The sequence below is a fragment of the Rhizobium sp. WSM1274 genome (assembly GCF_025200775.1).
Lineage (GTDB): Bacteria > Pseudomonadota > Alphaproteobacteria > Rhizobiales > Rhizobiaceae > Rhizobium > Rhizobium leguminosarum_I.
The window spans coordinates 2,823,400-2,847,859 of the sequence record NZ_CP104138.1 but is presented as its reverse complement, the minus strand read 5'-3'; the positions used below and the strand labels follow the sequence as shown (position 1 = coordinate 2,847,859).

The 24,460-nt window shown below is 62.1% G+C and carries 21 protein-coding genes and 1 other RNA gene; 13 read left to right on the top strand and 9 right to left on the bottom strand.

What is annotated here, in order from left to right:
* The first annotated feature begins 82 nt into the window (after positions 1-82).
* From N2600_RS14410 to N2600_RS14395, 4 genes are all read left to right on the top strand, one after another.
* A complete protein-coding gene (locus N2600_RS14410; RefSeq protein ID WP_260296584.1) occupies positions 83-1,117 on the top strand; it encodes an aldo/keto reductase in 1,035 nt (344 codons plus the stop codon).
* A 163-nt stretch (positions 1,118-1,280) separates the two neighbouring features.
* Complete coding sequence (locus N2600_RS14405) at positions 1,281-2,693, top strand: FAD-binding oxidoreductase (RefSeq protein WP_170255000.1); 1,413 nt, start codon at positions 1,281-1,283, stop codon at positions 2,691-2,693.
* Between the two features lie 202 nt (positions 2,694-2,895).
* Positions 2,896-6,603, top strand: coding sequence for an AsmA family protein (locus N2600_RS14400; protein ID WP_260296583.1), 3,708 nt, complete (start codon positions 2,896-2,898; stop codon positions 6,601-6,603).
* A gap of 188 nt (positions 6,604-6,791) precedes the next feature.
* Positions 6,792-7,493, top strand: a complete 702-nt coding sequence (locus N2600_RS14395) for a DUF1223 domain-containing protein (protein ID WP_260296582.1) — start codon at positions 6,792-6,794, stop codon at positions 7,491-7,493.
* 43 nt (positions 7,494-7,536) lie between these two features.
* On the opposite strand, the gene N2600_RS14390 is transcribed toward N2600_RS14395, so the two are convergent.
* From N2600_RS14390 to ssrA, 4 genes are all read right to left on the bottom strand, one after another.
* Complete coding sequence (locus tag N2600_RS14390) at positions 7,537-7,758, bottom strand: ribbon-helix-helix domain-containing protein (protein WP_260296581.1); 222 nt, start codon at positions 7,756-7,758, stop codon at positions 7,537-7,539.
* A gap of 108 nt (positions 7,759-7,866) precedes the next feature.
* Positions 7,867-8,061: a DUF4169 family protein gene (locus N2600_RS14385; protein ID WP_260296580.1), complete on the bottom strand. Its 195-nt coding sequence runs from the start codon at positions 8,059-8,061 to the stop codon at positions 7,867-7,869.
* A gap of 47 nt (positions 8,062-8,108) precedes the next feature.
* On the bottom strand, positions 8,109-8,624 hold the full coding sequence (locus tag N2600_RS14380; RefSeq protein ID WP_170255005.1) for an SspB family protein: 516 nt from the start codon (positions 8,622-8,624) through the stop codon (positions 8,109-8,111).
* Positions 8,625-8,751: 127 nt separating this feature from the next.
* Positions 8,752-9,114: a transfer-messenger RNA gene (gene ssrA, locus N2600_RS14375) on the bottom strand.
* 111 nt (positions 9,115-9,225) lie between these two features.
* Here ssrA and N2600_RS14370 point away from each other — a divergent pair.
* The 5 genes from N2600_RS14370 to N2600_RS14350 all read left to right on the top strand — a co-directional run bounded on the left by N2600_RS14370 (position 9,226) and on the right by N2600_RS14350 (position 14,696).
* A complete protein-coding gene (locus tag N2600_RS14370) occupies positions 9,226-10,020 on the top strand; it encodes a thymidylate synthase (protein WP_260296579.1) in 795 nt (264 codons plus the stop codon).
* 13 nt (positions 10,021-10,033) lie between these two features.
* Entirely contained in the window at positions 10,034-10,552 is a 519-nt protein-coding gene (locus N2600_RS14365) for a dihydrofolate reductase (RefSeq protein WP_260296577.1), read from the top strand.
* Between the two features lie 148 nt (positions 10,553-10,700).
* Positions 10,701-11,780: an FtsH protease activity modulator HflK gene (gene hflK / locus N2600_RS14360; protein WP_017965047.1), complete on the top strand. Its 1,080-nt coding sequence runs from the start codon at positions 10,701-10,703 to the stop codon at positions 11,778-11,780.
* A gap of 3 nt (positions 11,781-11,783) precedes the next feature.
* Positions 11,784-12,752 carry a protease modulator HflC gene (hflC, locus tag N2600_RS14355; protein WP_260296576.1) on the top strand — a complete coding sequence of 323 codons (969 nt, stop codon included), beginning with the start codon at positions 11,784-11,786 and terminating at the stop codon, positions 12,750-12,752.
* Between the two features lie 207 nt (positions 12,753-12,959).
* Entirely contained in the window at positions 12,960-14,696 is a 1,737-nt protein-coding gene (locus tag N2600_RS14350) for a Do family serine endopeptidase (protein ID WP_162116000.1), read from the top strand.
* 15 nt (positions 14,697-14,711) lie between these two features.
* Here N2600_RS14350 and N2600_RS14345 read toward each other — a convergent pair whose 3' ends face one another.
* From N2600_RS14345 to serB, 3 genes are all read right to left on the bottom strand, one after another.
* Positions 14,712-14,999: a BrnA antitoxin family protein gene (locus N2600_RS14345; RefSeq protein ID WP_260296575.1), complete on the bottom strand. Its 288-nt coding sequence runs from the start codon at positions 14,997-14,999 to the stop codon at positions 14,712-14,714.
* Positions 14,977-15,192, bottom strand: a complete 216-nt coding sequence (locus tag N2600_RS14340; protein WP_246709628.1) for a BrnT family toxin — start codon at positions 15,190-15,192, stop codon at positions 14,977-14,979. Before N2600_RS14340 ends, N2600_RS14345 begins: the two co-directional genes overlap by 23 nt.
* Positions 15,193-15,310: 118 nt before the next feature.
* Positions 15,311-16,210, bottom strand: a complete 900-nt coding sequence (serB, locus tag N2600_RS14335) for a phosphoserine phosphatase SerB (protein WP_260296572.1) — start codon at positions 16,208-16,210, stop codon at positions 15,311-15,313.
* On the opposite strand from serB, the gene miaA reads away from it, so the two are divergent.
* Entirely contained in the window at positions 16,209-17,105 is an 897-nt protein-coding gene (gene miaA / locus N2600_RS14330) for a tRNA (adenosine(37)-N6)-dimethylallyltransferase MiaA (RefSeq protein WP_260296569.1), read from the top strand. The two genes, serB and miaA, sit on opposite strands and share 2 nt — an antisense overlap.
* On the opposite strand, the gene pdxR is transcribed toward miaA, so the two are convergent.
* The gene (gene pdxR, locus N2600_RS14325; protein WP_260296568.1) at positions 17,102-18,604 is read right to left on the bottom strand and encodes a MocR-like pyridoxine biosynthesis transcription factor PdxR; all 1,503 of its coding nucleotides are present in this window, start codon (positions 18,602-18,604) and stop codon (positions 17,102-17,104) included. The two genes, miaA and pdxR, sit on opposite strands and share 4 nt — an antisense overlap.
* A gap of 152 nt (positions 18,605-18,756) precedes the next feature.
* Between pdxR and N2600_RS14320 the strand changes: the two genes are divergently transcribed.
* Complete coding sequence (locus tag N2600_RS14320; RefSeq protein WP_222279987.1) at positions 18,757-19,371, top strand: LysE family translocator; 615 nt, start codon at positions 18,757-18,759, stop codon at positions 19,369-19,371.
* Between the two features lie 20 nt (positions 19,372-19,391).
* Positions 19,392-20,318: a dihydrodipicolinate synthase family protein gene (locus tag N2600_RS14315; protein WP_260296567.1), complete on the top strand. Its 927-nt coding sequence runs from the start codon at positions 19,392-19,394 to the stop codon at positions 20,316-20,318.
* Here N2600_RS14315 and N2600_RS14310 read toward each other — a convergent pair.
* Positions 20,303-22,342 carry an ATP-binding protein gene (locus N2600_RS14310; protein ID WP_260296565.1) on the bottom strand — a complete coding sequence of 680 codons (2,040 nt, stop codon included), beginning with the start codon at positions 22,340-22,342 and terminating at the stop codon, positions 20,303-20,305. The two genes, N2600_RS14315 and N2600_RS14310, sit on opposite strands and share 16 nt — an antisense overlap.
* A gap of 322 nt (positions 22,343-22,664) precedes the next feature.
* Here N2600_RS14310 and N2600_RS14305 point away from each other — a divergent pair, with 322 nt between their 5' ends.
* Entirely contained in the window at positions 22,665-24,455 is a 1,791-nt protein-coding gene (locus tag N2600_RS14305; protein WP_170276434.1) for an acetolactate synthase 3 large subunit, read from the top strand.
* The last annotated feature ends 5 nt before the right edge of the window (positions 24,456-24,460 follow it).

The window sequence follows — 24,460 nt, the reverse complement described above, 5'->3', positions numbered from 1 at the left end:
AGTCACAAATGTTTTGCTGGCGGGCAATCTATATCATCGAACCGCCAAGGTCTATCTCATAGGAAAGACAGGAGACAGGTCCATGGACTACAGAAATCTCGGCGCATCCGGCCTCAGAGTATCGGTCTTAAGCTTCGGCGCGGGCACATTCGGCGGCAGCGGCCCACTATTCGGCGCCTGGGGCAATACCGGTGCCGAGGAAGCGCGGCGGCTCGTCGACATCTGCCTCGAAGCCGGCGTCAATCTTTTCGACACAGCCGACGTCTATTCGGCCGGCGCTTCCGAAGAGGTGCTCGGCCAGGCGATCCGCGGCCGGCGCGACGCCGTGCTGATCTCGACGAAGACGGCGCTGCCGATGGGCGAGGGGCCGCAGGACTGGGGAACATCGCGGGCGCGGCTGATCCGCGCCACCGAGGATGCACTGCGCCGGCTCGGGACCGACTATATCGACCTTCTGCAGCTACATGCTTTCGATGCCTCGACGCCGGTCGAGGAGGTGCTGTCGACGCTCGATGGGCTCGTCGCCGCAGGCAAGATCCGCTATGTCGGCGCTTCGAATTTTGCCGGCTGGGAACTGATGAAGTCGCTTGCCGCCGCCGAGCGCCACGGCTATCCGCGTTATGTCGCCCACCAGGTCTATTATTCGCTGGCCGGGCGCGATTACGAATGGGAGCTGATGCCGCTTGGCGCCAACCAGGGTGTTGGAGCGCTGGTCTGGAGCCCGCTTGCCTGGGGACGGCTGACCGGCAAGATCCGCCGCGGCCGGCCGCTGCCTGCGGCAAGCCGTCTGCACGAGACGGCGCAATACGGCCCGCCGGTCGACGACGAAAAGCTGTTCGACATCGTCGACGTGCTCGACGCCATCGCGGGCGAGACCGGCCGGACGGTGCCGCAAATCGCTATCAACTGGCTGCTCAGCCGGCCGACGGTGTCGAGCGTCATCATCGGCGCCAGAAACGAGGAGCAGCTCAGGCAGAATCTCGACGCGGTCGGCTGGAGTCTGTCGAAGGCTCAGATCAAAAGGCTCGACGCCGTCAGCGCGGTGACGGCGCCTTATCCCTATTTCCCCTATCGGCGGCAGGAGGGCTTTGCGCGGCTCAATCCGCCGATCGTTTGAGGCGCCGGGGGCGGCGGATTTGGCTATAACAAGCCGCCTACAACAAAAGGGGAATGAATTCTTCTCCCAATCTTAACTGGACAGCCGCTTTGACTTGCCGCATACCCAGCCTAACCTGCGGAACACGATATGGTTTCCGCGGAATAGCAGGGAGATCAAAGGGATGGCGCTGAAGGACGCAAAGGCCGGCATACGCAACGAGGCGGGTATCGCCGCCGTGCTTGGCATTCTCAAGCAGAGCTTCGGCGAGCGCTTCCAGACCGGCCAGTCCTTCCGCGAACAGCACACTCATACGACCACCTATATCCCACCGCAGCTCCCGGACGGCGTGCTCTTCGCCGAGAGCGCCGAGGATGTGAAGGCGGCGGTCAGGGCATGTGCGACCCACAAGGTGCCGGTCATCGGATTCGGCACCGGCACCTCGCTGGAGGGGCAGATCAATGCCGCCCATGGCGGTATTTCGATCGATTTCAGCCGCATGAACCGGGTGCTCGAGGTCAATCCCGAAGATCTCGACTGTACCGTCGAGCCGGGTGTGACACGCGAAGCGCTGAACATCCACCTGCGCGATACCGGCCTGTTCTTCCCGATCGATCCCGGCGCCAACGCCTCGATCGGCGGCATGGCCTCGACGCGGGCGTCCGGCACCAATGCCGTCCGCTACGGAACGATGAAGGACAATGTGCTTGCCGTCACCGCCGTCACCGCCAATGGTGAAGAGATCCGCACGGCCCGGCGCGCCCGCAAATCCTCGGCGGGCTACGACCTGACGCGGCTCTTCGTCGGCGCCGAGGGCACGCTCGGCATCCTGACCTCGGTGACGTTGCGCCTGCAGGCGATCCCGCAGAAGATCGCCGGAGGGGCCTGTGCCTTTCCGAGCATCAAGGCCGCTTGCGATGCCGTCATCATGACGATCCAGATGGGCATTCCGGTGGCGCGTATCGAGCTCCTCGACACGGTGCAGATGCGGGCCTGCAATGTTTACTCCGGGCTTTCCTATGCCGAAAGCCCGACACTCTTCCTCGAATTCCACGGCACCGAGGAGACGGTGCCGCTGCAATCGGCAGCCTTTGCCGAGATCGCGGCCGAATGCGGCGGCAGCGAATTCCTGTGGACCGCCAATGCCGAGGAACGGACAAAACTCTGGAAGGCGCGCCACGACGCCTATTGGGCCGCAAGGGCGCTGGCGCCCGGGCTCGCCGCACTTTCGACCGATGTTTGTGTTCCGATATCGAGGCTCGCCGATTGTGTTTCCGAAACGCAGGCGGATATCGAGGAGCACGGGCTGCTGGGGCCGATCGTCGGTCATGCCGGCGACGGGAACTTCCATGTGCTGCTGTTGTTCGACGACAGAAGCGTCGAAGACATCGCCATGGCTGAGAGCTTCGTGCAGCGACTCAACCAGCGGGCGCTCGACCTCGACGGAACATGCACCGGCGAACACGGGATCGGGCAAGGCAAGATGGCGTTTCTGGAACAGGAGCTCGGAGGCGCGGTGGATCTGATGCGACAGGTGAAACAGGCGCTCGATCCGGACGATATCTTCAATCCCGGCAAGATTTTCCACCATGGCTGAAAACGGAATAGTCTCATGAAGTTGGGCCTTGCCCCCGGCATGAATAGCGCTAGAACAGGATGATGTTGGGCCGGCTCAACCTGAAATCTGAATCCTGTTCTCAAATAAAGAGTTAGAGCATGATGTCGTCCGAAAACCGCTCACACTTTTCGGCATCATGCTCTAGTGTCGTCAACAGAATCCCGAATGGAGACGCTTTGCATTGGTAGGCCGGTTCCTCGTCTTTCTGGGGGGAGTGATCGTCGTAGCGCTGTTTGTGGCGCTGCTTGCGCCGCTGTTCATCGACTGGACGGATTTCCGCAAGAATTTCGAGGATCAGGCAAGCCGCATCATCGGCAAGAAAGTCACCGTCTACGGCACGGTGGATGCGCGCCTGCTGCCGTTTCCATCAGTGACGCTGCACGACGTGCGCGTTGGCCAGGAAGCTGACGGCACGCCGATCGTCAAGGTCGAGCAGTTCTCCATGGATGCGGAGCTCGCGCCTTTCCTGTCGGGCGAAGCGCTGATCTTCGACATGCGCATTGTCAATCCGAAGGTGCGCTTGAGATTGCTCAAGGACGGCACGCTCGACTGGATGCGCGGCAGCCGCGCGGAAATACCGGCAAGGACAGTCGTACTCGAAAACGTGCATGTCAGCGGCGGCGAGGTCGAATTCATCGACGACCAGTCGGGCCGCTCGCGTCGCATCACCGGCTTCAATGCGGAAATGTCGGCAAAGTCGCTGGCCGGTCCCTGGCGCATCGAGGGCGACGCTGCGCTCGACGGCGAACACGGCGGCTTCTCGATCTCAAGCAGTCAGCCGGACGAGAAGGGCGTGCTGCGCATGCGCACCAGGCTTTCGCCGGACAAGCACCCAGTCAGCGTCGATCTGGACGGGGAGTTGAAGCTCGTCGACAGCAAGCCGAACTATCAGGGCCAGCTTTCGGCCGCGATCGAAATCCGCAACAGCGCCAAGCCCGCCAACAAAAAAGAGCAGCCGCCGCGCGTCAAGGGCCGCTTCGAGCTCACCAATGAACGCATCCGCATTCCCGAATACCGGATGGAGATCGGCCCGACGGACGATCCCTATGTCATAACCGGCGAGGCGACGCTTGATACCGGCAATGCGCCGGAATTCCTGTTGACCGCTGATGGGCAGCAGATCGACGTCAACCGCATCGGCAATCAGGGCGCGGCGGGCAAGACGACACGGGATCCCGCTGTCTCGGCGCGCCAACGGCTGAATTCGCTGATCGATATCGTCCGGCAGGTGCCGATCCCGCAGGTGCCGGGCAAGGCGAGTGTCAAACTGCCGGCGATCGTCGCCGGCGATACGACGCTGCGCGACGTGCAGCTGGAGCTCGAACCGGCCGGCACCGGCTGGATGATCGACAGCGCCACCGGCATGCTGCCGGGGCGCACGCAGGTGGAAGGCAAGGGCAAGCTCCTGCTTGAGGGCGAACCTTCGTTCAATGGCCAGATCGTGGTGGCCTCCAGCCAGCCGACGGGGCTTGCCTCCTGGCTTGCCGGCTCGGTCGATCCGGCCATCCGGCAATTGCGGCAGGCTGGCTTTTCCGCCAATGTCAGCCTGACGCATGAATTGCAGCGTTTTGAAAATCTCGAGATCGCCGTCGGACCGGCGACGCTCAAGGGTCGGCTGGAGCGCCAGGCGATCTCCGGCCAGACGCCGACGTTGTCGGTGGCGCTGAATGGCGATACGCTCGATCTCGACGCGCTGCAGGCGCTGAGCGGGCTGATGACCGGCCCGGATGCCGGCGATAACGTGCTCGACCACAAGATCGCCGCCCAGCTCAAGGCCGATAAGTTTACGGCCTTCGGCGTCGACGCCGAGAATGTCGAGACCACCTTTACGATCGCCGATGGGGCGCTTGCCGTCGACCGGCTGTCGATCAAGAATATCGCAGGTGCCGAGCTGACGGCGACCGGCAGGGCAGAAGGCTCGCTGCTCGACTACAAGGGGGCCGGTGAGATCACTTTCAAATCGGCCGATCCCGGCGGGTTCTTCACCATGCTGCGCGAGCACCTGCCGCATCACCCGGTGCTCGATCGGCTGGTGCGCAATGCCGGCTGGTACGGCAATACGGCCCTGCGCGGCGCGCTGACGCTCGGCGGCGACGAGGGCAACGCGCTGGCAGTGACGCTTGCCGGCGTGGCGAACGGCAGCCGCGTCAATCTCGACTACCGCATGTCCGACCTCCTGGCATTGACCGGCAACGGCACGACGAGCCTCGAGGCGACGCTCGAAAACGCCGTGCCGTCCATCCTGTTCGGTCAGGCCGGGCTCGACCCGCTGCCGGTCGATGTCGGGGCCAATGGCCGCCTGACGCTCAAGGTGAAGGCATCGGGCAACGATCCTGCCGATGCGGCGCTGAGCTTTGCGACCGACCGGACCTCGTTCATGGCCAATGGCAAGGTCGATGTCCGGCCGGAGAGCTTCATGAACGGCCAGATCGCGCTGTCGCTCGACAGCGCCGATATCGACCCCTATCTCATCATGAACGGCATCGCCCTGCCGCAGACCGGATCCGGGCTGCCGCTCGGCCTGCAAGTCAATGCAGCCGTCGATAGCGACAAGATCGTCCTTTCGGATCTTAAGGGGCATGCGGCCGACAACGAATTTTCAGGTGCGCTGACCCTCGACCGGAAGGCTGCGAAGACGACAGCGAGCGGCGGCCTGACGCTCTCTAAGGCCGATGCCGGCTGGCTCGGCGAGGCGGTATTCGGCCAGATCGTCGATCCCGCCAACGGACAGCTGACGACGGCGCCGCTGGGGCTGCCCGTCTTCAAGGATCTCGACGTCAACGTAAAGCTGACGGCCAAGCAGTTCTGGCCGGGCCTGCCGGAAACGGCGGTGTCGGACTTCACCAGCAACGTCGCCTACAAGGGCGACGAGCTGCAGCTCAACGACATGGCCGGCAACTGGGACGGCGGAAAGCTTTCCGGCAATCTGTTCTTCACCAATGCCAACGGCACCGGCTTCCTGCAGACGAAGCTTGCGCTTGCCGATTCCGATCTTTCCGGCGTCGTCTGGCTGCGCGACGGCGCGCCGATCGCCAACGGCAAGTTCGGATTGTCGCTGTCGATGGAGGCCTCGGGCAAGACGATCGGCGAGATCGCCAGCTCGCTCAATGGTTCCGGCGAACTGAGGCTCGGCGATACCAGCATACGCGGGCTGAACCTTGCCATCCTTCCGCCGCTGCTTGCCGCGACCGATACGATGCAGGAGCAGATCAATGCCGGCAAGGTGCATCCGATCATCGAAACACTGCTCAGCAACGGCGAGGCGAAGCTGCCGCCGCTCGGCGTTCCCTTCAACATCACCGACGGGACGCTGAGGGTGCAGAATGTCACCGTCGCCAACGATCTCGCCCGCATCACCGCCGATGCGCAGATCGCGCTGCCGGAAAAGCGGGTCAGCGCGACGCTAGGTGTCGGGTTCAATCCGGGAACCGAAGCGCTTTCCGGCGCCGAGCCGGCGCTCAAGCTGAATTTTTCCGGCATGCTGCCGTCGCCCGGCAAGACGATGGATGTGACCGATATCACCAGCTACCTGTCGCTGCGCGCCTTCGAGCGCGAGCGCCGGCGGGTCGAGCGGCTGCAGGCGATCGTGCTCGAAAAACAGCGGCTGCGTCGCGAGGTGGCGCTCTATCGGTTCAACGACGCCGAGCGCATCAAGGCGGCCGAGATCGAGCAACAACGGCAGGCGGAGGAAGAGCGGCTGCGTGCACTGGCGCAGGAGGCGGCCGAACGCAGGGCCGCCGCCGAGGCGGAGGCCGCACGTGTTGCGGCTGAAGCGAAGGAGAAGGCGGATGCGCAGGCAAGGGCCGCAGCCGAGGCAGCGCGTCGGGGCGAGCAGTCGCAGCCCGGCCAGCTCAATTTCGATCAGGTGCCCGGCGTTCAGGCGCAATAAAGCGTGTCATAGCCACGGCTGCTCTTTTCTCGGCGAGTTGCCTTGTTCTCTCCGGCGCGGCCGGTTGATCGGCCGTTACGACGATCACGTTGACGTGACGGCGTAACAAACCGCCCCCTCACAGCGAAATCAAACATATCGGGTTGGGTGGTTCCAACATCGAAGCCGTTTGAAAAGGGAGCGCCAACATGAACCAGCGGGGAAAGATCGCTGCAACGATCGCATCAACTATTGCTGCCGTCACGACCACGATGCCGGTATTTGCCGCCGATCGATCACCGACGGTTGTCGAGCTGTTCACCAGTCAGGGCTGCTCGTCTTGCCCACCGGCCAACGCCAATCTGATCAAGATCAGCAGCCGCCCGGACGTGCTGGCGCTGAGCTTTTCAGTGACCTATTGGGATTATCTCGGGTGGAAGGACACCTACGGGAAACCGGAATATACGCAACGGCAGGTCGATTACGAGCCGGCGCTGCGGCAAGCTGGTCCCTTCACGCCGCAAATGGTGGTGAACGGCACGACAACCACAGTCGGCAACCGTCTTTCCGACGTCGAGGCGCTACTATCCCAGGCGCGACCGCCCAAAGGGCCGAGCCTCGCACTTGATCATGATCGCATCGAGATTGGCGGAACCTCCAATGTCGCGAACGCGGCCGACGTCTGGCTCGTTCGTTATGATCCGCGCATCGAATCCGTTCCGGTGGCGCGTGGCGAGAATGAGGGCAACACCCTGCCGCATACCCATGTCGTGCATCGTCTCGATCGCTTGGGAATATGGAATGGATCGAAGGCTTCCTTTCCCCTTCCTCTGCCTGAATCAGGGCTGAAAACCGCCATCCTGGTGCAGGCGCCGGACGGAGGTCCCATCCTGTCGGCGATCACGGACTGAGCTTTGCAACGACACTCTCAATGACGCGCGGCCACGTTGCGCGTCACCTTGCCTGAATTGCGGCCTTCAGCCACGAGAGCACATGCAGCCGCAGCGCCGAGGAGAGATTGCTGTCCGTAGGGCGGTGGTCGTCGATTTCGGAAATCAGGGTAGCGAGCGGGATCGAACGGCTTGCGGCGATCGTCTTCAGTTCGACCCAGAATTCATCTTCGAGCGAGAAGCTGGTGCGATGGCCGTACAGTGTCGCCGAATGCTTACGGATCACGACGGGCTGTTTCAGATCTTGGTTGGGGTTTAGAGATCGATTCAAGGCGGTCGCGCAAGTGGCTGATCGCAGAATCCATTCCGGCTCTTAAAGCTTTGCGTGAAGCCGTCATGCGCCGTCATCATCGGTTTCGATCCGGCCGTCGCGATGGGCCTTGTCGGCCTTGTCGTTCAAGCTGCGGGTCAGTAGTTTCTCGGCCTTGGTTCGGCCGAAGGAGATGCGGTTCTGCTCGGCCTGCCTCTCCTTTTCGGAGCGGGCCTGCTTCTTGCGGAACTGGCGCAGGTTGACGATTTCGGCACTCATGGCCCTCGATTCCTATGAAAAAGGGGAGGCAGAGCCTCCCTTTCAAATCACTGCTTCTTGCGGAAGGAGTCGAGTGAGACGACCGAGCCCGGTTTTTTCTCTTCGCCGTCGGCGGGTTTTGCGCCCGCGACGTCGTCGGGCTTTCCGGCCGCATCCACCGGATAGGCGGTGATTTCGCCGGACGGCAATTCCTCGCCATCGGCGAGAGGCACATCGAATTCGAGCTCGAAATTGACCGAGGGATCGTAGAAACCCCGGATCGCATTGAATGGGATGACCAGTTTTTCCGGAACGTCCGAGAAGGAAAGGCCGATCTCGAAATGCGTCTCAGTAATCTTCATATCCCAGAACTGGTGCTGGATGACGATGGTCATCTGCTCGGGGTATTTCGACTTCAGATGCTGGGAGATGCGCACGCCGGTCGCGCCAGTGAGGAAGGTGATGAAAAAGTGGTGATCACCGGGCAGGCGGCCCGTGGCTGCAACTTCCGCCAAAACCTTGCGGATGACGCCGCGAAGTGCATCCTGTGCCAGAATGTCGTAGCGGATATGATCCTGCCCCATGCTTTTCCTGTCTTTCGTCGGTTCGGAGTCTTTTCACAAGGTTGTATGCCACGTCCGGGCGCCTTGGGAAAGACCGGAGCCGAGTCACGTTTTTAAGCAGCATACATGATTTCGGCGGCAGGGAGAAGGTGAAGGCTTCTGTTGCCAGGTGCCTTCGGACCCCGCCTAGAGGTGCGAACCACTAGGACTTTGATTGAAGTGTCACACCGCGATTAAGCAGCGAGACGAGCTTCCGCATAGTTGTCGTTTGCAACTACAATTTTAGCCCGATAACGGCGGTACAATGCCGAGCAAAAAGACGATCTTTACACCCTTGTCGATCCTGTTTCGCCCCCATCAAAAGCCGGCCTTTGAGACCGCCGGTTTTTGGTGGAGGCGCCGGGTACCGCCCCCGGGTCCAATAGGTTTATTACACCGCTCATTTATCGCCATAGCCGGCCCGAAAGCCGGCAGGGGTGATATAGTGGTTTCCTCAGCCCATGGAAAGGGCAAACGTCATAAAAGCATTATGCGACCCATCAGAAACTTTGGGAAAATGCCCGCCGGTGATTGGTTTCCCGGTTCCGAAGGCTTAAATTAGCCGAAACGGAATCAGCGCGACATGAAGCAATATCTCGATCTCTTGAATCATGTGATGGAAAAGGGCTCCGACCGGGGCGACCGTACCGGCACCGGCACACGCTCGGTCTTCGGCTATCAGATGCGCTTCGACCTCGAAGAGGGCTTCCCCGTCCTCACCACGAAGAAGCTGCATCTGCGCTCGATCATCCACGAGCTTCTCTGGTTCCTGAAGGGCGAGACGAACATCCGCTATCTCAAGGAGAACGGCGTTTCGATCTGGGACGAATGGGCCGACGAAAACGGCGATCTCGGGCCGGTTTACGGCGCCCAGTGGCGGTCCTGGCCAGCCCCCGGCGGCGGCCATATCGACCAGATCGCCAATCTGGTCAAAGGCATTGTCAACAATCCGAATTCGCGCCGCCACATCGTCTCTGCCTGGAATCCGGCCGAGGTGGACGAAATGGCGCTGCCGCCCTGCCATTGCCTGTTCCAGTTCTATGTGGCTGACGGCAAGCTTTCCTGCCAGCTCTACCAGCGCTCGGCCGATATCTTTCTCGGCGTGCCGTTCAACATCGCCTCCTATGCGCTGCTGACGATGATGGTGGCTCAGGTGACCGGGCTGAAGCCCGGCGATTTCGTCCACACGCTCGGCGACGCCCATCTCTATCACAACCATTTCGACCAGGCGAAGCTGCAGCTGGCGCGTCGGCCGAAACCGCTGCCATTCATGCGCATCAATGCTGATGTGAAGGATATTTTCGGTTTCATCTTCGACGATTTCGAGCTGATCGGCTACGAGGCCGATGCCAGCATCAAGGCGCCGATCGCCGTCTGATCCGGGATATTTCATGGCTGACATCCGCAGGACCATTATCGCTGCCGTCGCCCGCAACGGCATTATCGGCCGCGATGGCGACATGCCGTGGCGGCTTTCGAGCGATCTCAAACGCTTCAAGGCGCTGACATTGGGAAAGCCTGTGGTGATGGGCCGCAAGACCTACGATTCGATGGGCAAGCCGCTGCCGGGACGGCCGAACGTCGTCATCTCGCGGCAGGCGGCGATAGACCATGCTGATGTGAGCATGACACATTCGCTGCCCGAGGCGATAAAGGCGGCCGAAAGGCTGGCGCTCGAAACCGGCGTCGACGAGATCTGCATTCTCGGCGGTGGGCAGGTTTATGCCCAGGCGATCGGTCTTGCCGACCGGATGTGCATCACGCATGTCGAGGCCGATCTTGACGGAGACGCGTCATTTCCCGCGATCGATCCCGATATCTGGCAGGCGGGGGAGGCGATCGCGGTTCCAGCCGGCGAGAAGGACAGTTATCCCACGCGTTTCGTCGTCTACGAACGCCGGCAGGCCTGAAAATGAACTATTTTCCAATTAAATTGACCAAGTTTCTCACGCTGCGTTGAAAGCCGATGCGGCGATACCTATAACGGTCACCAACGCGTCCGCCGGTCAGCCCCCACGGTTTCGGATGCGTGGAGACTTAACGAACAACGAGGTTTTGATGCCCTGGAGCAATCAGAATGGCGGCGGCGGCCCTTGGGGCGGCGGCGGCGGTAATAATCAGGGACCATGGGGACAGGGGCCGAACCGGCCGCGCGGTGGCGGCAAGGGCGGACCGCCCGATCTGGAAGATATCATCCGGCGCGGCCAGGACCAGCTGCGCAACATCATTCCCGGCGGCTTCAACGGCGGCGTGGCGGTGATCGTCGCGGCGATCGTCGCCGTCTTCTGGCTGATCCAGTGCATCTACGTCGTGCAGCCGGACGAACGCGGCGTCGAGCTGCGGTTCGGCAAGCCGAAGGAAGAGATTTCGATGCCAGGCCTGCATTTCCACTTGTGGCCGATGGAAACCGTGGAGACGGTCAAGGTGACCGTGCAGCAGCTGAACATCGGGGCGACTTCGGCATCGTCTTCGAATGGCCTGATGCTGTCCAGCGACAAGAGCGTCATTAACGTGCAGTTCGCCGTCTTCTACACGGTGAGTGACCCGAAGGCCTATCTCTTCAATGTCGAAAATCCGGCAGAGACCCTGCAGCAGGTTTCCGACAGTGCCATGCGTGAAATCGTTGGCCGGCGTCCTGCGCAGGACGCCTTCCGCAGCAATCGCCAGCCGATCGAAGTGGATGTGCTCAATATCCTGCAGGACACGATGAACCGCTATGGCGCAGGCGTGACCGTAACCGGAGTGACGATCCAGAACGTGGCGCCGCCGCGCGAAGTCGCCGATGCCTTCGAAGAAGTGCAGCGTGCCGGCCGTGACCGTGACAGCACGATCGAAGAGGCCAACCGCTACACGAACCAGAAGCTCGGCCAGGCGCGAGGCGATGCGGCGCGAATCCGTGAAGATGCCGCCGCCTACAAGGACCGTGTCGTGAAGGAGGCGGAAGGTGAAGCGCAGCGTTTCACTGCGATCAACGACGAATATTCCAAGGCGCCCGACGTGACCCGCAAGCGGTTGTACCTCGAAACGATGGAGCAGGTGCTGAAGAATTCCAGGAAGGTCATCATCGACGAGAAGCAGGGTGTCCTGCCCTATCTGCCGCTCAATGAGCTCGGCAAGCCGGCGCAGCAGGGAGGTTGAGTCATGACATCGAACAGACTTCCCTTCGTTTTCCTCATCCTTGCCATCGTGCTGGTCGGGCTCTATTCGTCCATCTTCGTGGTGAATGCGCGCGAGCAGGCCATCGTCGTCCGTTTCGGCCAGATCCAGACGGTCAAGACCGAGCCTGGCATTTACTTCAAGCTGCCCTTCGGCTTCATGGACGCCGACCGGGTTCAGCTGGTCGAAAAGCAGGCGCTGCGGCTCGATCTCGACAATATCCGCGTTCAGGTCCAGGACGGCCAGACCTTCGATGTCGATGCCTTCGTGATCTATAACATCTCGGATGTTCGCCGCTTCCGCGAAACGGTATCGGGCGATCGCGAAGCCGCGGAAGCGCGGTTGAGAGCGCAGCTCGATTCATCGCTTCGCCGCGTCTACGGTCTGCGTGACTACAATGCGGCGCTCTCGGAAGAGCGTGTCGCGATGATGCTGGAGATTCGCGACGATCTGCGCACCGATGCCGAAAATCTCGGGCTGCATATAGACGACGTTCGCATCCGCCGCACCGACCTTTCGCCGGAAGTTGCTCCCAACACCTATAATGCCATGCGTTCGGAACGTCTCGCCGAGGCCGAGCGTATCCGTGCGGAGGGCAATGAGGAAGGCCAGCGGCGCCGGGCCATCGCCGACCGTCAGGTCGTCGAGCTCACCGCAGGCGCCCAGCGCGATGCGGAAATCCTTCGAGGCCAGGGCGATGCGGACCGCAACCGCGTCTTCGCCGAAGTCTTCAGCAAGGATCCAGCCTTCTTCGAGTTCTATCGCTCGATGGCGGCCTATTCCTCTGCCCTCTCGTCGCAGGACACGACGCTGGTGCTGTCGCCGAATTCGGAATTCTTCCGCTATTTCGACAATGCCGCCGGCAGTTTGCAGCCGCCGGCAAATCCTGCCGCACCGGCTGCGGCAATTCCCGGCGCGGCTGCTCCCGCAGCTCCCACCCAGCCGGCGAACTAACGGCAAGGGATGTCATTCGCATCCCGACGATCATGGAAGGGCTGGCCCGAGTGCCGGCCCTTTTTTCGTGGAATGGTCGAGATAATTTGGCTTTTGCGAGGCCACGTCACATTGCACGGGGATTTCGCGAAAAGGTGATTTCGCCCTCCATCATTCCGCCTTATGCTGGTGCTCAATGTGCGCATGTACCCCCTATGAGGAAGCTTGATGGCCCCCACGATTCGCTCGCCCTTCAGACGAACGCTCGCGCTTATGGCCAGCGCTGCAATTCTTGCGCATGCCGGCATGAACGGGGTCGCGTACGCCCAAACCGCACCTCAGACGACCACACCCGGGGTTACGACACCCGCTCCGGCTGCTCCTGAAACGACCGCTCCTACACCCACACCGCCGGCCGCGGCTGCTCCCGCACCGCAGCAGGCCGCCCCGATCCAGGCCGTCGTGCCCAACAGCGGTCCAGCTTCGGTCGCCGACCTCGCAGAGGGGCTGCTCGATGCCGTGGTCAACATCTCGACCTCGCAGAATGTGAAGGACGACGAGGGTGCAGGCCCGGCGCCGCGCGCGCCCGACGGCTCACCTTTCCAGGAATTCTTCAACGATTTCTTCAATAAGCAGCAGGGCAACAAGGGCGGCAACCACAATGTCAGTTCGCTTGGTTCAGGCTTTGTCATCGATCCAGCCGGCTATATCGTCACCAACAATCACGTGATCGAGGGTGCCGACGATATCGAGATCAATTTCGCCAATGGTACGAAGCTCAAGGCGAAGCTGATCGGCACCGATACGAAGACCGATCTTTCGGTGCTGAAGGTCGAGCCGAAGACGCCGTTGAAATCGGTGAAATTCGGCGATTCCAGCACGATGCGTATCGGCGACTGGGTGATGGCGATCGGCAATCCGTTCGGCTTCGGCGGTTCGGTGACGGTCGGCATCATTTCCGGGCGTGGCCGCAACATCAATGCCGGTCCCTATGACAACTTCATCCAGACGGATGCGGCGATCAACAAGGGCAATTCCGGCGGTCCGCTTTTTAACATGAAGGGTGAAGTGATCGGCATCAATACGGCGATCATTTCGCCGAGCGGCGGCTCGATCGGCATCGGCTTCTCGGTGCCATCGGAGCTTGCTTCCGGCGTCGTCGACCAGCTGCGCGAATATGGCGAGACGCGGCGCGGCTGGCTCGGCGTGCGTATCCAGCCGGTGACCGACGATATCGCCGACAGCCTGGGGCTTGACACAGCAAAGGGCGCGCTGGTCGCCGGCGTCATCAAGGGTGGCCCCGTCGACGACGGCTCGATCAAGGCGGGTGACGTCATTTTGAAATTCGACGGCAAGACTGTCAGCGAAATGCGCGATCTGCCGCGTGTCGTGGCGGAAAGCACGGTCGGTAAGGAAGTCGACGTGGTGGTGCTGCGCGACGGCAAGGAGCAGACCGTCAAAGTGAAACTCGGCCGGCTCGAGGACAGCGATCAGGCGGCGACATCCGACGATTCAGCGCCCGACGGCTCGCAGGATAACGGCGTGATCACCCCGGATCCCGGTGAGAACAACGACATGGACCAACCTGACACCGGCGATCAGGCCCAACCAGGGCCGGGTGCGCCCGACCAGCATAAGGGCCAGGTGTCGCCGGATGCGGCAACGCCGAAGAACGTGCTCGGGCTGTCGCTGTCGCTGTTGAGCGCCGAGACGCGCAAGGCCTTCGGCATCGCCGAGAGCGTCGACGGCGTCGTCGTGACAGAGGTGACGCCCGGCTCCGCTTCCGCCGAGAAGGGGCTGAAGCCCGGCGATGTGATCGTCGAGGTGGCGCAGGAGTTCATGAAGTCACCGGATGCGGTCGCCGCCAAGGTGCAGGCGCTGAAACAGGAAGGCCGCCGCAATGCCCAGCTGATGATCGCATCGGCGAATGGCGATCTGCGGTTCGTGGCGGTGCCGATGGAGTAAGGGAAAAAGGAGCGGTCAGCCGCTCCTTTTTTGATACTTAGCGACGTGGGTGCGCAACGCGGCGTTGATGTCCGTCTGGTAGCCACGGCCGCCCGCATGGCTCTTGAACCAGTCTAGGATATCGGCGTCCAGACGGATGGTCACCGATTGCTTCAGCGGCCGGTACAAATCGCCCTTGCGAGCTAGGCGCCACTGTTCATCGGTGATCTCAGGAATGTCGCCGGTGTCGATAGCCTCGTCGGGAAGCTTCTCCAGTGCCCGAAGTTCGGCGAGCTGCGCGTCAGTCAAAGGTCGATTGCTCATATCGTCTTCTTTCGTGAGATGTCGCCTTTCGAGCGCTGATCACTCGAACGGTCTCTTCATCCTCGGCACCGAAGATGACATGGACGGCGACCAGTACAGTCACAAAACCCACGGCGCTGATCGCCAGCCATCTTTGTTCGCCGTCATGGGCCGCGTCTGGAATGAGAAGATACTGCGGATCATCCCAGATCAAGCACGCCGTCTCGAAGGAGACGCCATGCTTGGCCTAGTTGATTCGGTTTTTCTCGTCGTTCCATTGAAACCGCGGCATGTCATATCCAATAAAATTGTACGTACAAATTTGTAAAACATCAAGAGGCTATCGGGAAAACAAATTCGGTCTTCCGGTAGCCCTGGATGTAGAGCAGGGCGGTCAGGTCGCCGTGGTTGATTTGAATCCGCGCTTGAGCAGCGACGGTGGGCTTGGCGTGGAGGGCAACGCCGGAGCCGGCCAGCTGCAGCATGCCGAGATCGTTGGCGCCGTCGCCGACGGCGATCGCTTCTTCCGGCGAAATGCCGAGGCGGGCCGAAATCTCGTTCAGCGCATCGACTTTCGCCTGCTTGCCGAGGATCGGTTCGGCGACGAAGCCGGAGAGAATGCCGCCGTCTTCGAGCAGCGTGTTGGCGCGGTTCTCGTCGAAACCGAGGGTGGCGGCGATGCGGCTGGTGAAAACGGTGAAACCGCCGGAGACAAGCGCGGTGTAAAGGCCTTTCGACTTCATGGTGGCGATCAGTTCCGGGCCGCCCGGGGTGAGCGTGATGCGCTTGGCGATCACGTCGTCGACGACGGATATCGGCAAGCCCTTCAGCAGAGCGACACGCTCACGCAGGGCAGGCTCGAAGGCGATCTCGCCGTTCATGGCGCGGGCGGTAATGATCGCGACCTTCTCCTTCAGACCGACTTCGGCGGCGAGTTCGTCGATGCATTCCTGGCCGATCATCGTCGAATCCATGTCGGCGATCAGCAGCTTCTTGCGGCGGGTCTCCTGCTCCTGGATGACGAGGTCGATGGGCGCGCTTGATATGACGGCAAGGATATTGGCCTCGGCCGCTTGCATGTCCGTGCCGTCACGCAGCGCGATATCGCAGGCGATGCCGTCGGCCAGCCAGTAGAGACCGGAAGCGTTCACGGCCTTGGCCGCCTGCTCGGCGATTTCGGGTGTCAGCACGGGATTTGACGGATTGGCAACAAGCGTGGCAACGAGGGCCATGATGGAAAACCTTCTGAGCTCAGTGAACGCGATCCTGATAACCGGGCCGACCGCCAGCGGCAAGTCCGCGCTCGCCGTCGAATTGGCCAGGCGCCATGACGGCGCGGTTGTCAACGCCGACAGCATGCAGGTCTACGATACGCTGCAGGTGCTGACCGCGCGGCCGTCGGAGGAGGAGATGCAGGGTGTACCGCATCATCTCTACGGTAACGTGCCGGCGGGTGCGACCTATTCCACAGGCGCCTGGCTGCGCGATGTCGCAGCACTGCTGCCGGTGCTGAGGACCACGGGGCGGCTGCCGGTCTTCGTCGGCGGCACCGGGCTTTATTTCAAGGCACTAACCGGCGGCCTCTCCGATATGCCCGAGATACCCGAGGCGCTGCGGGACGAACTCAGGACGCGGCTGTTGCAGGAGGGACCGGACGGGCTGTATGCGGAGCTCGCCGAAGCCGATCCCGCCATGGCGGCAAACCTCAACCGACAGGACGGGCAGCGCATCGTCCGGGCGCTCGAAGTGATGAAGGCGACGGGACGGTCGATCGCCGATTTCCAGGGCCGGTCGGGGGCGGAGGTCATCGACGCCACCCAGGCCCGCAAGATCGTCGTGCTGCCAGACAGAGCAGTGCTGCACCAGCGCATCAACGGGCGTTTCGAAAAGATGCTGCAGCAAGGCGCGGAAGATGAGGTAAGGGCGCTGCTCGCGCTCGGCCTGCCGGCCGAGGCGCCTGTGATGAAAGCAATCGGCGTGTCGCAGATTGCGGCGATGGTCAGGGGCGAGATGACGCGCGAGGAGGTGCTGGAGAAGGGGGCTGCGGCGACGCGGCAATATGCCAAGCGGCAAATGACATGGTTTCGCAACCAGATGGACGATAGCTGGGAACGGCTGACAGCTTAGGTTTGTTGTGGGCCTGCTGCTTGAGACATCTGCTGGCTCAGCAGTTTGACGAGTCCGCCCGTCGCCGCCTGCAGCTGTTCCGGCAGAAATCCACCGAAGCCCAGCATCAAGCCGGGGCGCGCCGGCCGCGTGGCATACATCGGGGAGATCGCACGCACGGCGAGGCCGGAAGACAGGGCGCGGGCTGCGAGTTGCACGTCGTCGACCTCCTCGGGCAGCCACAGAAGAATATGCATGCCCTGGTCGCTCTCTTGGACGCGGCACCCCTCAGGCAAGGCCCGATCGAGCGCCGAGAGCAGAACAGCGCGGCGTTCGGCATAGAGGCCGCGGATGCGCCGGATATGCGCTTCGAAATAGCCTTCCCGCATATAAGCCGCCAGAACGTGCTGTTCGCCGGTCGGCGAATGCCGGTCGAGAATAGCTCGGGCGCCGGCAAAGGCTTCTGCGAGCGGAGAAGGGGCGATGACGTAGCCGAGGCGCAGGGAAGGAAAGAGCACCTTGCTGAAGGTGCCGAGATAGATGACGCGTGACGGACGCAGCCCTTGCATCGAGGGAAAGGGGTGTCCGGCATAACGCAGCTCACTGTCGTAGTCGTCCTCGACGATCCAGGCATGATTTTGGTCGGCCCAGGCGATCAAGGCATTGCGCCGCGCCATGCTGAGCGGCATCCCGATCGGATATTGGTGCGAAGGGGTGACGAATGCGGCGCGGGCCTGCGGACATAGTTCGAGGCCGCGTTCGACGTTCATTCCCTGTGCATCGACCGGCAGGCGGTGCATCCGTACGCCGAGATCGTCGAGCACTGCCGTCAAGCCGGGATAGGCCGGGTCCTCGGCCCATACCGGATCGTCACGCGAGAGAAGGACCCGGCCCGCCATGTAGAGGCCTTGCTGGGTGCCTGACGTGACGATGACCTGTTCCGGCTCGCAATGAACGGCCCGCGCGCGCCGCACGTGGTCGGCAATGGCAAGCCTGAGTTCGAGCAAGCCCATAGGGTCGTGATAACCCGAGGGTGCGGCCTGTCGCGACGCGCGCACGCGGTTGCCGAGGCGGCGCCAGTTGTCGTCGGGCGCAATGCCGCAAGCCGGAACGGCGATGGCAAAGGGAACGGGCGGGTGCGGGGTGAGCGCACGGGCGATGGCGATCAGTCGGGCAGCCTGGGAAGGCAAGTCGACAGCATCCGCGATTGATGGCGCTGCCGGCGCGGGCGGGAGCGCCGGCGTTGCGCCCATCAGATGAGCGGCAATACGAGTTCCGGATCCGACCCGCGCTTCGAGATAGCCTTCGGCAGTCAGCTGATCGAACACCTCGACGACAGTGCCGCGCGCGATCTTCAGCGAAGCCGCAAGGCTCCGCGTCGAAGGAAGGCGTTCGCCTGGCCTCAGCTCACCGCAGGCGATTGCATTCCGCAAGGCCTGGGCAAGCTGACGGCTGACATTGGCCATTCGATCGATCGCGTTGAGCGATGGGATTTCGATGGTGCTGCGCCGTTTGGACATTTCAAAATGGTCCATAAAAATTATTCAAAATGGAGCTTCATGGTGGACCAATTTTAAAAGAAAAGGAAGCGGATTGGCGACTTCCCGAGGGCGTATTTTTCGTCTTCGGCGTGGTGCCGTGCGCGAGCGCAAACTTCTGGAAAAAAACACAAATGCAGGATCTTCTCGTCGTCTACATTGCCTACGCAATCGCTGCGGGCAGTCCCGGACCAAGCAACATGGCCATCATGAATATGGCGATGCGGCAAGGGCGTCGACCCGCGCTCGCCCTTGCCGCCGGGGTTATAACGATGTCGACATGCTGGGGGCTGGTCGCGGTCACCGGCATCTCGACACTTCTGGTCCGCTATGCTCATGCCCTGTTGCTTCTCAAGATCGGAGGCGGGTTGTACCTTCTCTGGCTCGCCTGGAGGGCGGCCCGCTCGGCCGCCGTCCCTGATAGACCGGCAAGCGAGGTCATTCGACCCGCCGCGCAACTCGGCACACTCTATCGTCGCGGCGTTCTGATGCATCTCGGCAATCCGAAGGCGGTTCTGGCCTGGGTGGCGATCATGTCGCTCGGCCTGAAGCCCGGCGCTTCGCCGGAGATGGCCGTCACGGCTTTCGGTGGATGCGTGCTGCTCGGGATCTCGATATTTGCCGGCTATGCCGTGCTCTTCTCGACGGCGCCGATGGTGCGCGGCTACGCCCGTGCGCGGCGGTGGATCGAAGGCAGTCTCGCCGTCTTCTTCGCGGGCGCCGGATCGCGCCTTCTGTTCTCACATTGACCGGATTTCAGGATCGCATCATGTCTGTCGCCTCTCCGTTTCATGGCCTTTCGGCTTTTCCGCCAACGCCCGCCGATAGGGATGGCCGGGTCGACACCGAAGCTCTCTGCCGCCTGCTGGAACGCCTGTGCGATACAGGCGTCGCTTCGATAGGCCTTCTCGGCAGCACCGGGATCTACGCCTTTCTCACATGCGAGGAGCGACGGCGAGCCGTCGAGGCCGCGGTCGAGTGCGTTCGCGGTCGTGTTCCCCTCGTCGTCGGTGTCGGTGCTTTGAGGACAGACCACGCCCGGAGCCTTGCGAGAGATGCCGAGGCCGCTGGTGCAGATGCGCTTCTGCTTGCGCCGGTGTCCTACACGCCGCTTACTCAGGACGAAGCCTACGAGCATTTCCTTGCGGTCACCGAGGCGGCGAAGCTGCCCCTTTGCATCTACAACAATCCCGGGACGACCCACTTCACCTTCAGCCGGGACCTTCTGCAGCGCCTGTCTGACATCGAGACGATCAGGGCGGTGAAGATGCCTCTGCCAGTTGACGGCGATTTCACAGGCGAACTGGCGGCATTGCGTGAGAAGACCAAGCTTGCGATCGGCTACAGCGGCGACTGGGGCGCTGCCGAAGCGCTGCTTTCAGGTGCCGACGCCTGGTACAGCGTTATCGGCGGAGTGCTTCCGCGCGTCGCCCTTGCCCTGACCAGGGCCGCGATTGCGGGCGAGGGCGGCGAAGCGCGTCGGCTCGATGGTCTTATCGAGCCGCTCTGGCAAACGTTCAAGGCGTTCGGAAGCCTTCGCGTGATCTATACGCTAATCGATCTTCTCTCACTCGCCAGGACAGAGCTCCCACGCCCTCTCTTGCCGCTCGGGCCGATGGACCGGCAACGGGTGCTCGAGGCCGTCGAGCCACTGATCGCATTGGAGAGCGAGTTGAAGCCTCAATCCTTGTTGTAGAGGCTGCTCAGCGGTTTTTTCAGGATGCTTTCGCGCAGCGATGTGCCGGGCTCCCGGCGCGAGACGGCGGGCTGATCCGCCGGCGGTGCCGGCCGGGCAAAGACCGGCTCATCGCGGCGCATCTCACGGCGGAGCGCGTCCAGCCTGGGATCGATCGCGGGTGACGTGGCGGGGTCCAGCCGCGGTGTTTGCGGCAGCAGTTCGCGGCGGTAGGATTCAAGCGGCGCGGGGGCGGGCGGCGCGGCGGAAGAGACGGGCGGCGTGTATTGCTTCGCGTCGAGATCCTCGTCGGTTGGATCAGCCTCGTCGAAGTCTGCGGCGGACGCGGCATAGCTCTGCTGGAAATTCGAAATGTCGGGTCCGACGGTCACCGCCCGCATGCGGGTGACGATCTTGCGCAGATCGACCGTATCCGGATCTTCTTCGCTGTTCTTGCTGTTGGCGCTGCTCGCCTTCGGCAGGAGCTTTTCGTCGACGCGGGAAAAGCGCATGCGCATCGGCACGCTGATCGCCTCGCCGAAGGCGATCGCTTCGCCATTGCCGATCGAGGAGATGAAGCTCGTCGTCGAGATCGACGAGTTCGGAATGGCCGAGCGGATGATTTCCTGGTCTCGGTCGTTGGCAAGGCGCATGGCAAAGAGCGTCGAACATTGCGACAGGATCGTCTGATCGAGCTCGCCGGGGCGCTGGGTGATGATGCCGAGCGAGACGCCGTATTTGCGGCCTTCCTTGGCGATGCGGGCGATCGCCTGGCGCGTCGGCACGAAGCCTAGACTTGGATCGGAGGGGATATAGCGGTGAGCTTCCTCGCAGACGACGAGCATGTGGATAGCGCCGTCGCTCCACAGCGCCACCTCGAAGGCCATGCGGCAGAGTACGGAGGCAACAGAATTGACGACCTCGGAGGGGATGCCGGCGAGCTGGAAAGTGCAGATCGGCCGGTTCTCGCCGGGGATGCGGAAGATCTGCGCGATGGTTTCGGTGATCGTGTCGCTGATCGTGTTGTTGGAGAACATGAAGTGGTAGCGCGGATCGTTGATCGCAGCGATGAGACGCATCTTCAGCGACCGCAGGAAGGGCTTTTCCGCGCGGCCTTCCAGGCGGCCGATGCGCTCGTCGATCAGCGCCAGCAGATCGGCCATGCGGTAGGGAACCGGCGTGTCGGCAGTGATCGAGCTCTTTTCCGTCGTGCGGCGCACCAGCGAGTTGTCGCTGCCGCGGAAGGCGCGCTTGGCCTCCGGCATGATATCGCGCAGCATGTCGAGCTCTTCAGGCACCGGCGGGCGGCCGCGAAACACGACCTCGGCAAATTCCTCCAGCCGCATCAGCCAGAAGGGCAGGTCGAGCGTATCGGTATCGATGGTGACGGCGTGCTCGGGAAAGGCGGCGGCAAATTCGTTATGCGGATCGAGGATCAGGACGCGCAGCTTCGGATCCGCCGCGATCGCCTTGTGCAGGAGCAGCGACACGGCCGTCGACTTGCCGACGCCGGTGGAGCCGACGACGGCGAAATGCTTGGAGAGCATAGTGGGGATGTGGATCGCCGCATCGATGCTTTCGTCCTGCGTCAGCTTGCCAATGACGGCGGTCGTACCTTCGCCGGCATCGTAGATGCGCATCAGGTCGGCGGATCGGATGCGGTGGGCGATGGCGCCGAGATAAGGATAACGCGAGATGCCGGTCGAGAATTCCTCGCGCCCGTCCTCGTCGACACGCACTTCGCCGAGCAGCTCTGTCTCGATCTTGAAAATATTGTCTTCGCCTTCGCCCCAGGCATGGCTGCCGGTGTTCATCTGATAGACGAGTGCGACGACGCGGTTGCGGCCGACGCTGATCGAAATCAGCCGCCCCACGGACCAGAGTTCGGTCAGATCGGTGCCGCCTTGTTCGGCGACCGCGGCAATCGTCGCCCGCGAACCGCTGCATGCGACGACGCGGCCGAGAAAGCGATTTCCCGGCGCATGGCCATCGCGGCGATCGTGCTCGCCTGCCTTGCCAGACATGCGCAAGTCGTTGTTGAGCAAAGGGCTACTCCCTGCGGTAGCGTAAAAGAATAAAGTCGATCCTTTAACAAATCCTTCATCCTATCGATTTTCGGGGATGCTGGCGGGGGGAGTTTTTTATTGCGGCATGCGTTGACGCTGCGAAATTTTCTGTCTATCACTTCCGACCATGAAAATCGCAACGGCTCTTATCGTGGTGGGAAAGCGCATGGGCAGGATGGTGTAACCATCCGGCGATAGCCACCCATGCGCTAGATGACAGGCTCCTCAGGGGCCTTTTTTTATGCCCGAAATTCGGGCTTCCGGCCACAAACGCAATCCCAGCATCAAACGGAACAGACAGATGAGCACGGACAATCAGGCGGCAGGCAATCGGATGACGGGGGCGGAGATCGTTCTCAAGGCGCTGAAGGACAACGGCGTCGAACATATTTTCGGCTATCCCGGCGGCGCGGTCCTGCCGATCTACGACGAGATCTTCCAGCAGGAAGACGTCAAGCACATCCTCGTCCGACACGAGCAGGGCGCCGGCCATGCAGCCGAAGGCTACGCCCGCTCCACCGGCAAAGTCGGCGTCATGCTGGTCACCTCTGGCCCAGGCGCTACCAATGCGGTCACGCCGCTTCAGGACGCGCTGATGGATTCGATCCCGCTCGTCTGCCTGACCGGCCAGGTTCCGACCTCGCTGATCGGCTCCGACGCCTTCCAGGAATGCGACACGGTCGGCATTACCCGCCCCTGCACCAAGCACAACTGGCTGGTCAAGGACGTCAACGAGCTTGCCGCCGTCATTCACGAGGCCTTCCGCATTGCCCAATCCGGCCGTCCGGGCCCTGTCGTCGTCGATATTCCGAAGGACGTGCAGTTTGCGACCGGCACCTACACGCCTCCCGCCGACTACACGATCCAGAAGAGCTACCAGCCGAAGATCCAGGGCGACCTCAACCAGATCCATGCGGCAATCGAGCTGATGGCGAATGCGCGCCGTCCCGTCATCTATTCCGGCGGCGGCGTCGTCAATTCCGGCCCCGAGGCTTCCAAGCTGCTGCGTGAGCTGGTCGAACTCACCGATTTCCCGATCACCTCGACGCTGATGGGCCTCGGCGCCTATCCCGCTTCGGGCAAGAACTGGCTGAAGATGCTAGGCATGCACGGCTCCTACGAGGCCAACATGGCGATGCACGATTGCGACGTCATGGTCTGCATCGGCGCGCGTTTCGACGACCGCATCACCGGCCGTCTCAATGCCTTTTCGCCGACCTCGAAGAAGATCCATATCGATATCGATCCATCCTCGATCAACAAGAACGTCCGCGTCGATATCGGCATCCGCGGCGATGTCGGCCATGTCCTCGAAGACATGGTCCGCCTGTGGCGGGCGCTGCCGAAGAAGCCGGAAAAGGGTCGCCTGGACGACTGGTGGACCGATATCGCCCGCTGGCGGGCACGCAACTCCTTCGCCTATACGAAGAGCAATGATGTCATCATGCCGCAATATGCGCTGGAGCGGCTCTTCGCCCACACCAAGGACCGCGATACCTACATCACCACCGAGGTCGGCCAGCACCAGATGTGGGCGGCACAGTTCTTCGGTTTCGAGCAGCCGAACCGCTGGATGACTTCGGGCGGCCTCGGCACGATGGGCTACGGCCTGCCGGCAGCACTCGGCGTGCAGATCGCCCATCCCGACAGCCTCGTCATCGACATTGCCGGTGACGCCTCGATCCAGATGTGCATCCAGGAAATGTCGGCGGCGATCCAGCACGATGCGCCGATCAAGATCTTCATCATGAACAACCAATATATGGGCATGGTGCGCCAGTGGCAGCAGCTGCTGCATGGCAATCGTCTTTCCAACTCCTACACGGAGGCGATGCCCGATTTCGTCAAGCTGGCGGAAGCCTATGGCGCCGTCGGCCTGCGCTGCGAAAAGCCGGAAAATCTCGACGACACCATTCTGGAGATGATTGAGGTCAGGAAGCCGGTCATTTTCGATTGCCGCGTCGCCAATCTCGCCAACTGCTTCCCGATGATCCCCTCGGGCAAGGCTCATAACGAAATGCTGTTGCCGGACGAAGCCACCGACGAAGCGGTCGCCAATGCGATCGATGCCAAGGGCCGCGCGCTCGTCTAAAAGGG

What these genes read in the sequence shown, in the direction of transcription:
- N2600_RS14410 (WP_260296584.1), top strand. Translation starts at nt 83, where the DNA reads ATGGACTACAGAAATCTCGGCGCATCCGGCCTCAGAGTATCGGTCTTA.
- N2600_RS14405 (WP_170255000.1), top strand. Translation starts at nt 1,281, where the DNA reads ATGGCGCTGAAGGACGCAAAGGCCGGCATACGCAACGAGGCGGGTATC.
- N2600_RS14395 (WP_260296582.1), top strand. Translation starts at nt 6,792, where the DNA reads ATGAACCAGCGGGGAAAGATCGCTGCAACGATCGCATCAACTATTGCT.
- N2600_RS14385 (WP_260296580.1), bottom strand. Translation starts at nt 8,061, where the DNA reads ATGAGTGCCGAAATCGTCAACCTGCGCCAGTTCCGCAAGAAGCAGGCC.
- N2600_RS14380 (WP_170255005.1), bottom strand. Translation starts at nt 8,624, where the DNA reads ATGGGGCAGGATCATATCCGCTACGACATTCTGGCACAGGATGCACTT.
- N2600_RS14370 (WP_260296579.1), top strand. Translation starts at nt 9,226, where the DNA reads ATGAAGCAATATCTCGATCTCTTGAATCATGTGATGGAAAAGGGCTCC.
- N2600_RS14365 (WP_260296577.1), top strand. Translation starts at nt 10,034, where the DNA reads ATGGCTGACATCCGCAGGACCATTATCGCTGCCGTCGCCCGCAACGGC.
- hflK (WP_017965047.1), top strand. Translation starts at nt 10,701, where the DNA reads ATGCCCTGGAGCAATCAGAATGGCGGCGGCGGCCCTTGGGGCGGCGGC.
- hflC (WP_260296576.1), top strand. Translation starts at nt 11,784, where the DNA reads ATGACATCGAACAGACTTCCCTTCGTTTTCCTCATCCTTGCCATCGTG.
- N2600_RS14350 (WP_162116000.1), top strand. Translation starts at nt 12,960, where the DNA reads ATGGCCCCCACGATTCGCTCGCCCTTCAGACGAACGCTCGCGCTTATG.
- N2600_RS14345 (WP_260296575.1), bottom strand. Translation starts at nt 14,999, where the DNA reads ATGAGCAATCGACCTTTGACTGACGCGCAGCTCGCCGAACTTCGGGCA.
- miaA (WP_260296569.1), top strand. Translation starts at nt 16,209, where the DNA reads ATGATGGAAAACCTTCTGAGCTCAGTGAACGCGATCCTGATAACCGGG.
- serB (WP_260296572.1), bottom strand. Translation starts at nt 16,210, where the DNA reads ATGGCCCTCGTTGCCACGCTTGTTGCCAATCCGTCAAATCCCGTGCTG.
- pdxR (WP_260296568.1), bottom strand. Translation starts at nt 18,604, where the DNA reads ATGTCCAAACGGCGCAGCACCATCGAAATCCCATCGCTCAACGCGATC.
- N2600_RS14320 (WP_222279987.1), top strand. Translation starts at nt 18,757, where the DNA reads ATGCAGGATCTTCTCGTCGTCTACATTGCCTACGCAATCGCTGCGGGC.
- N2600_RS14315 (WP_260296567.1), top strand. Translation starts at nt 19,392, where the DNA reads ATGTCTGTCGCCTCTCCGTTTCATGGCCTTTCGGCTTTTCCGCCAACG.
- N2600_RS14305 (WP_170276434.1), top strand. Translation starts at nt 22,665, where the DNA reads ATGAGCACGGACAATCAGGCGGCAGGCAATCGGATGACGGGGGCGGAG.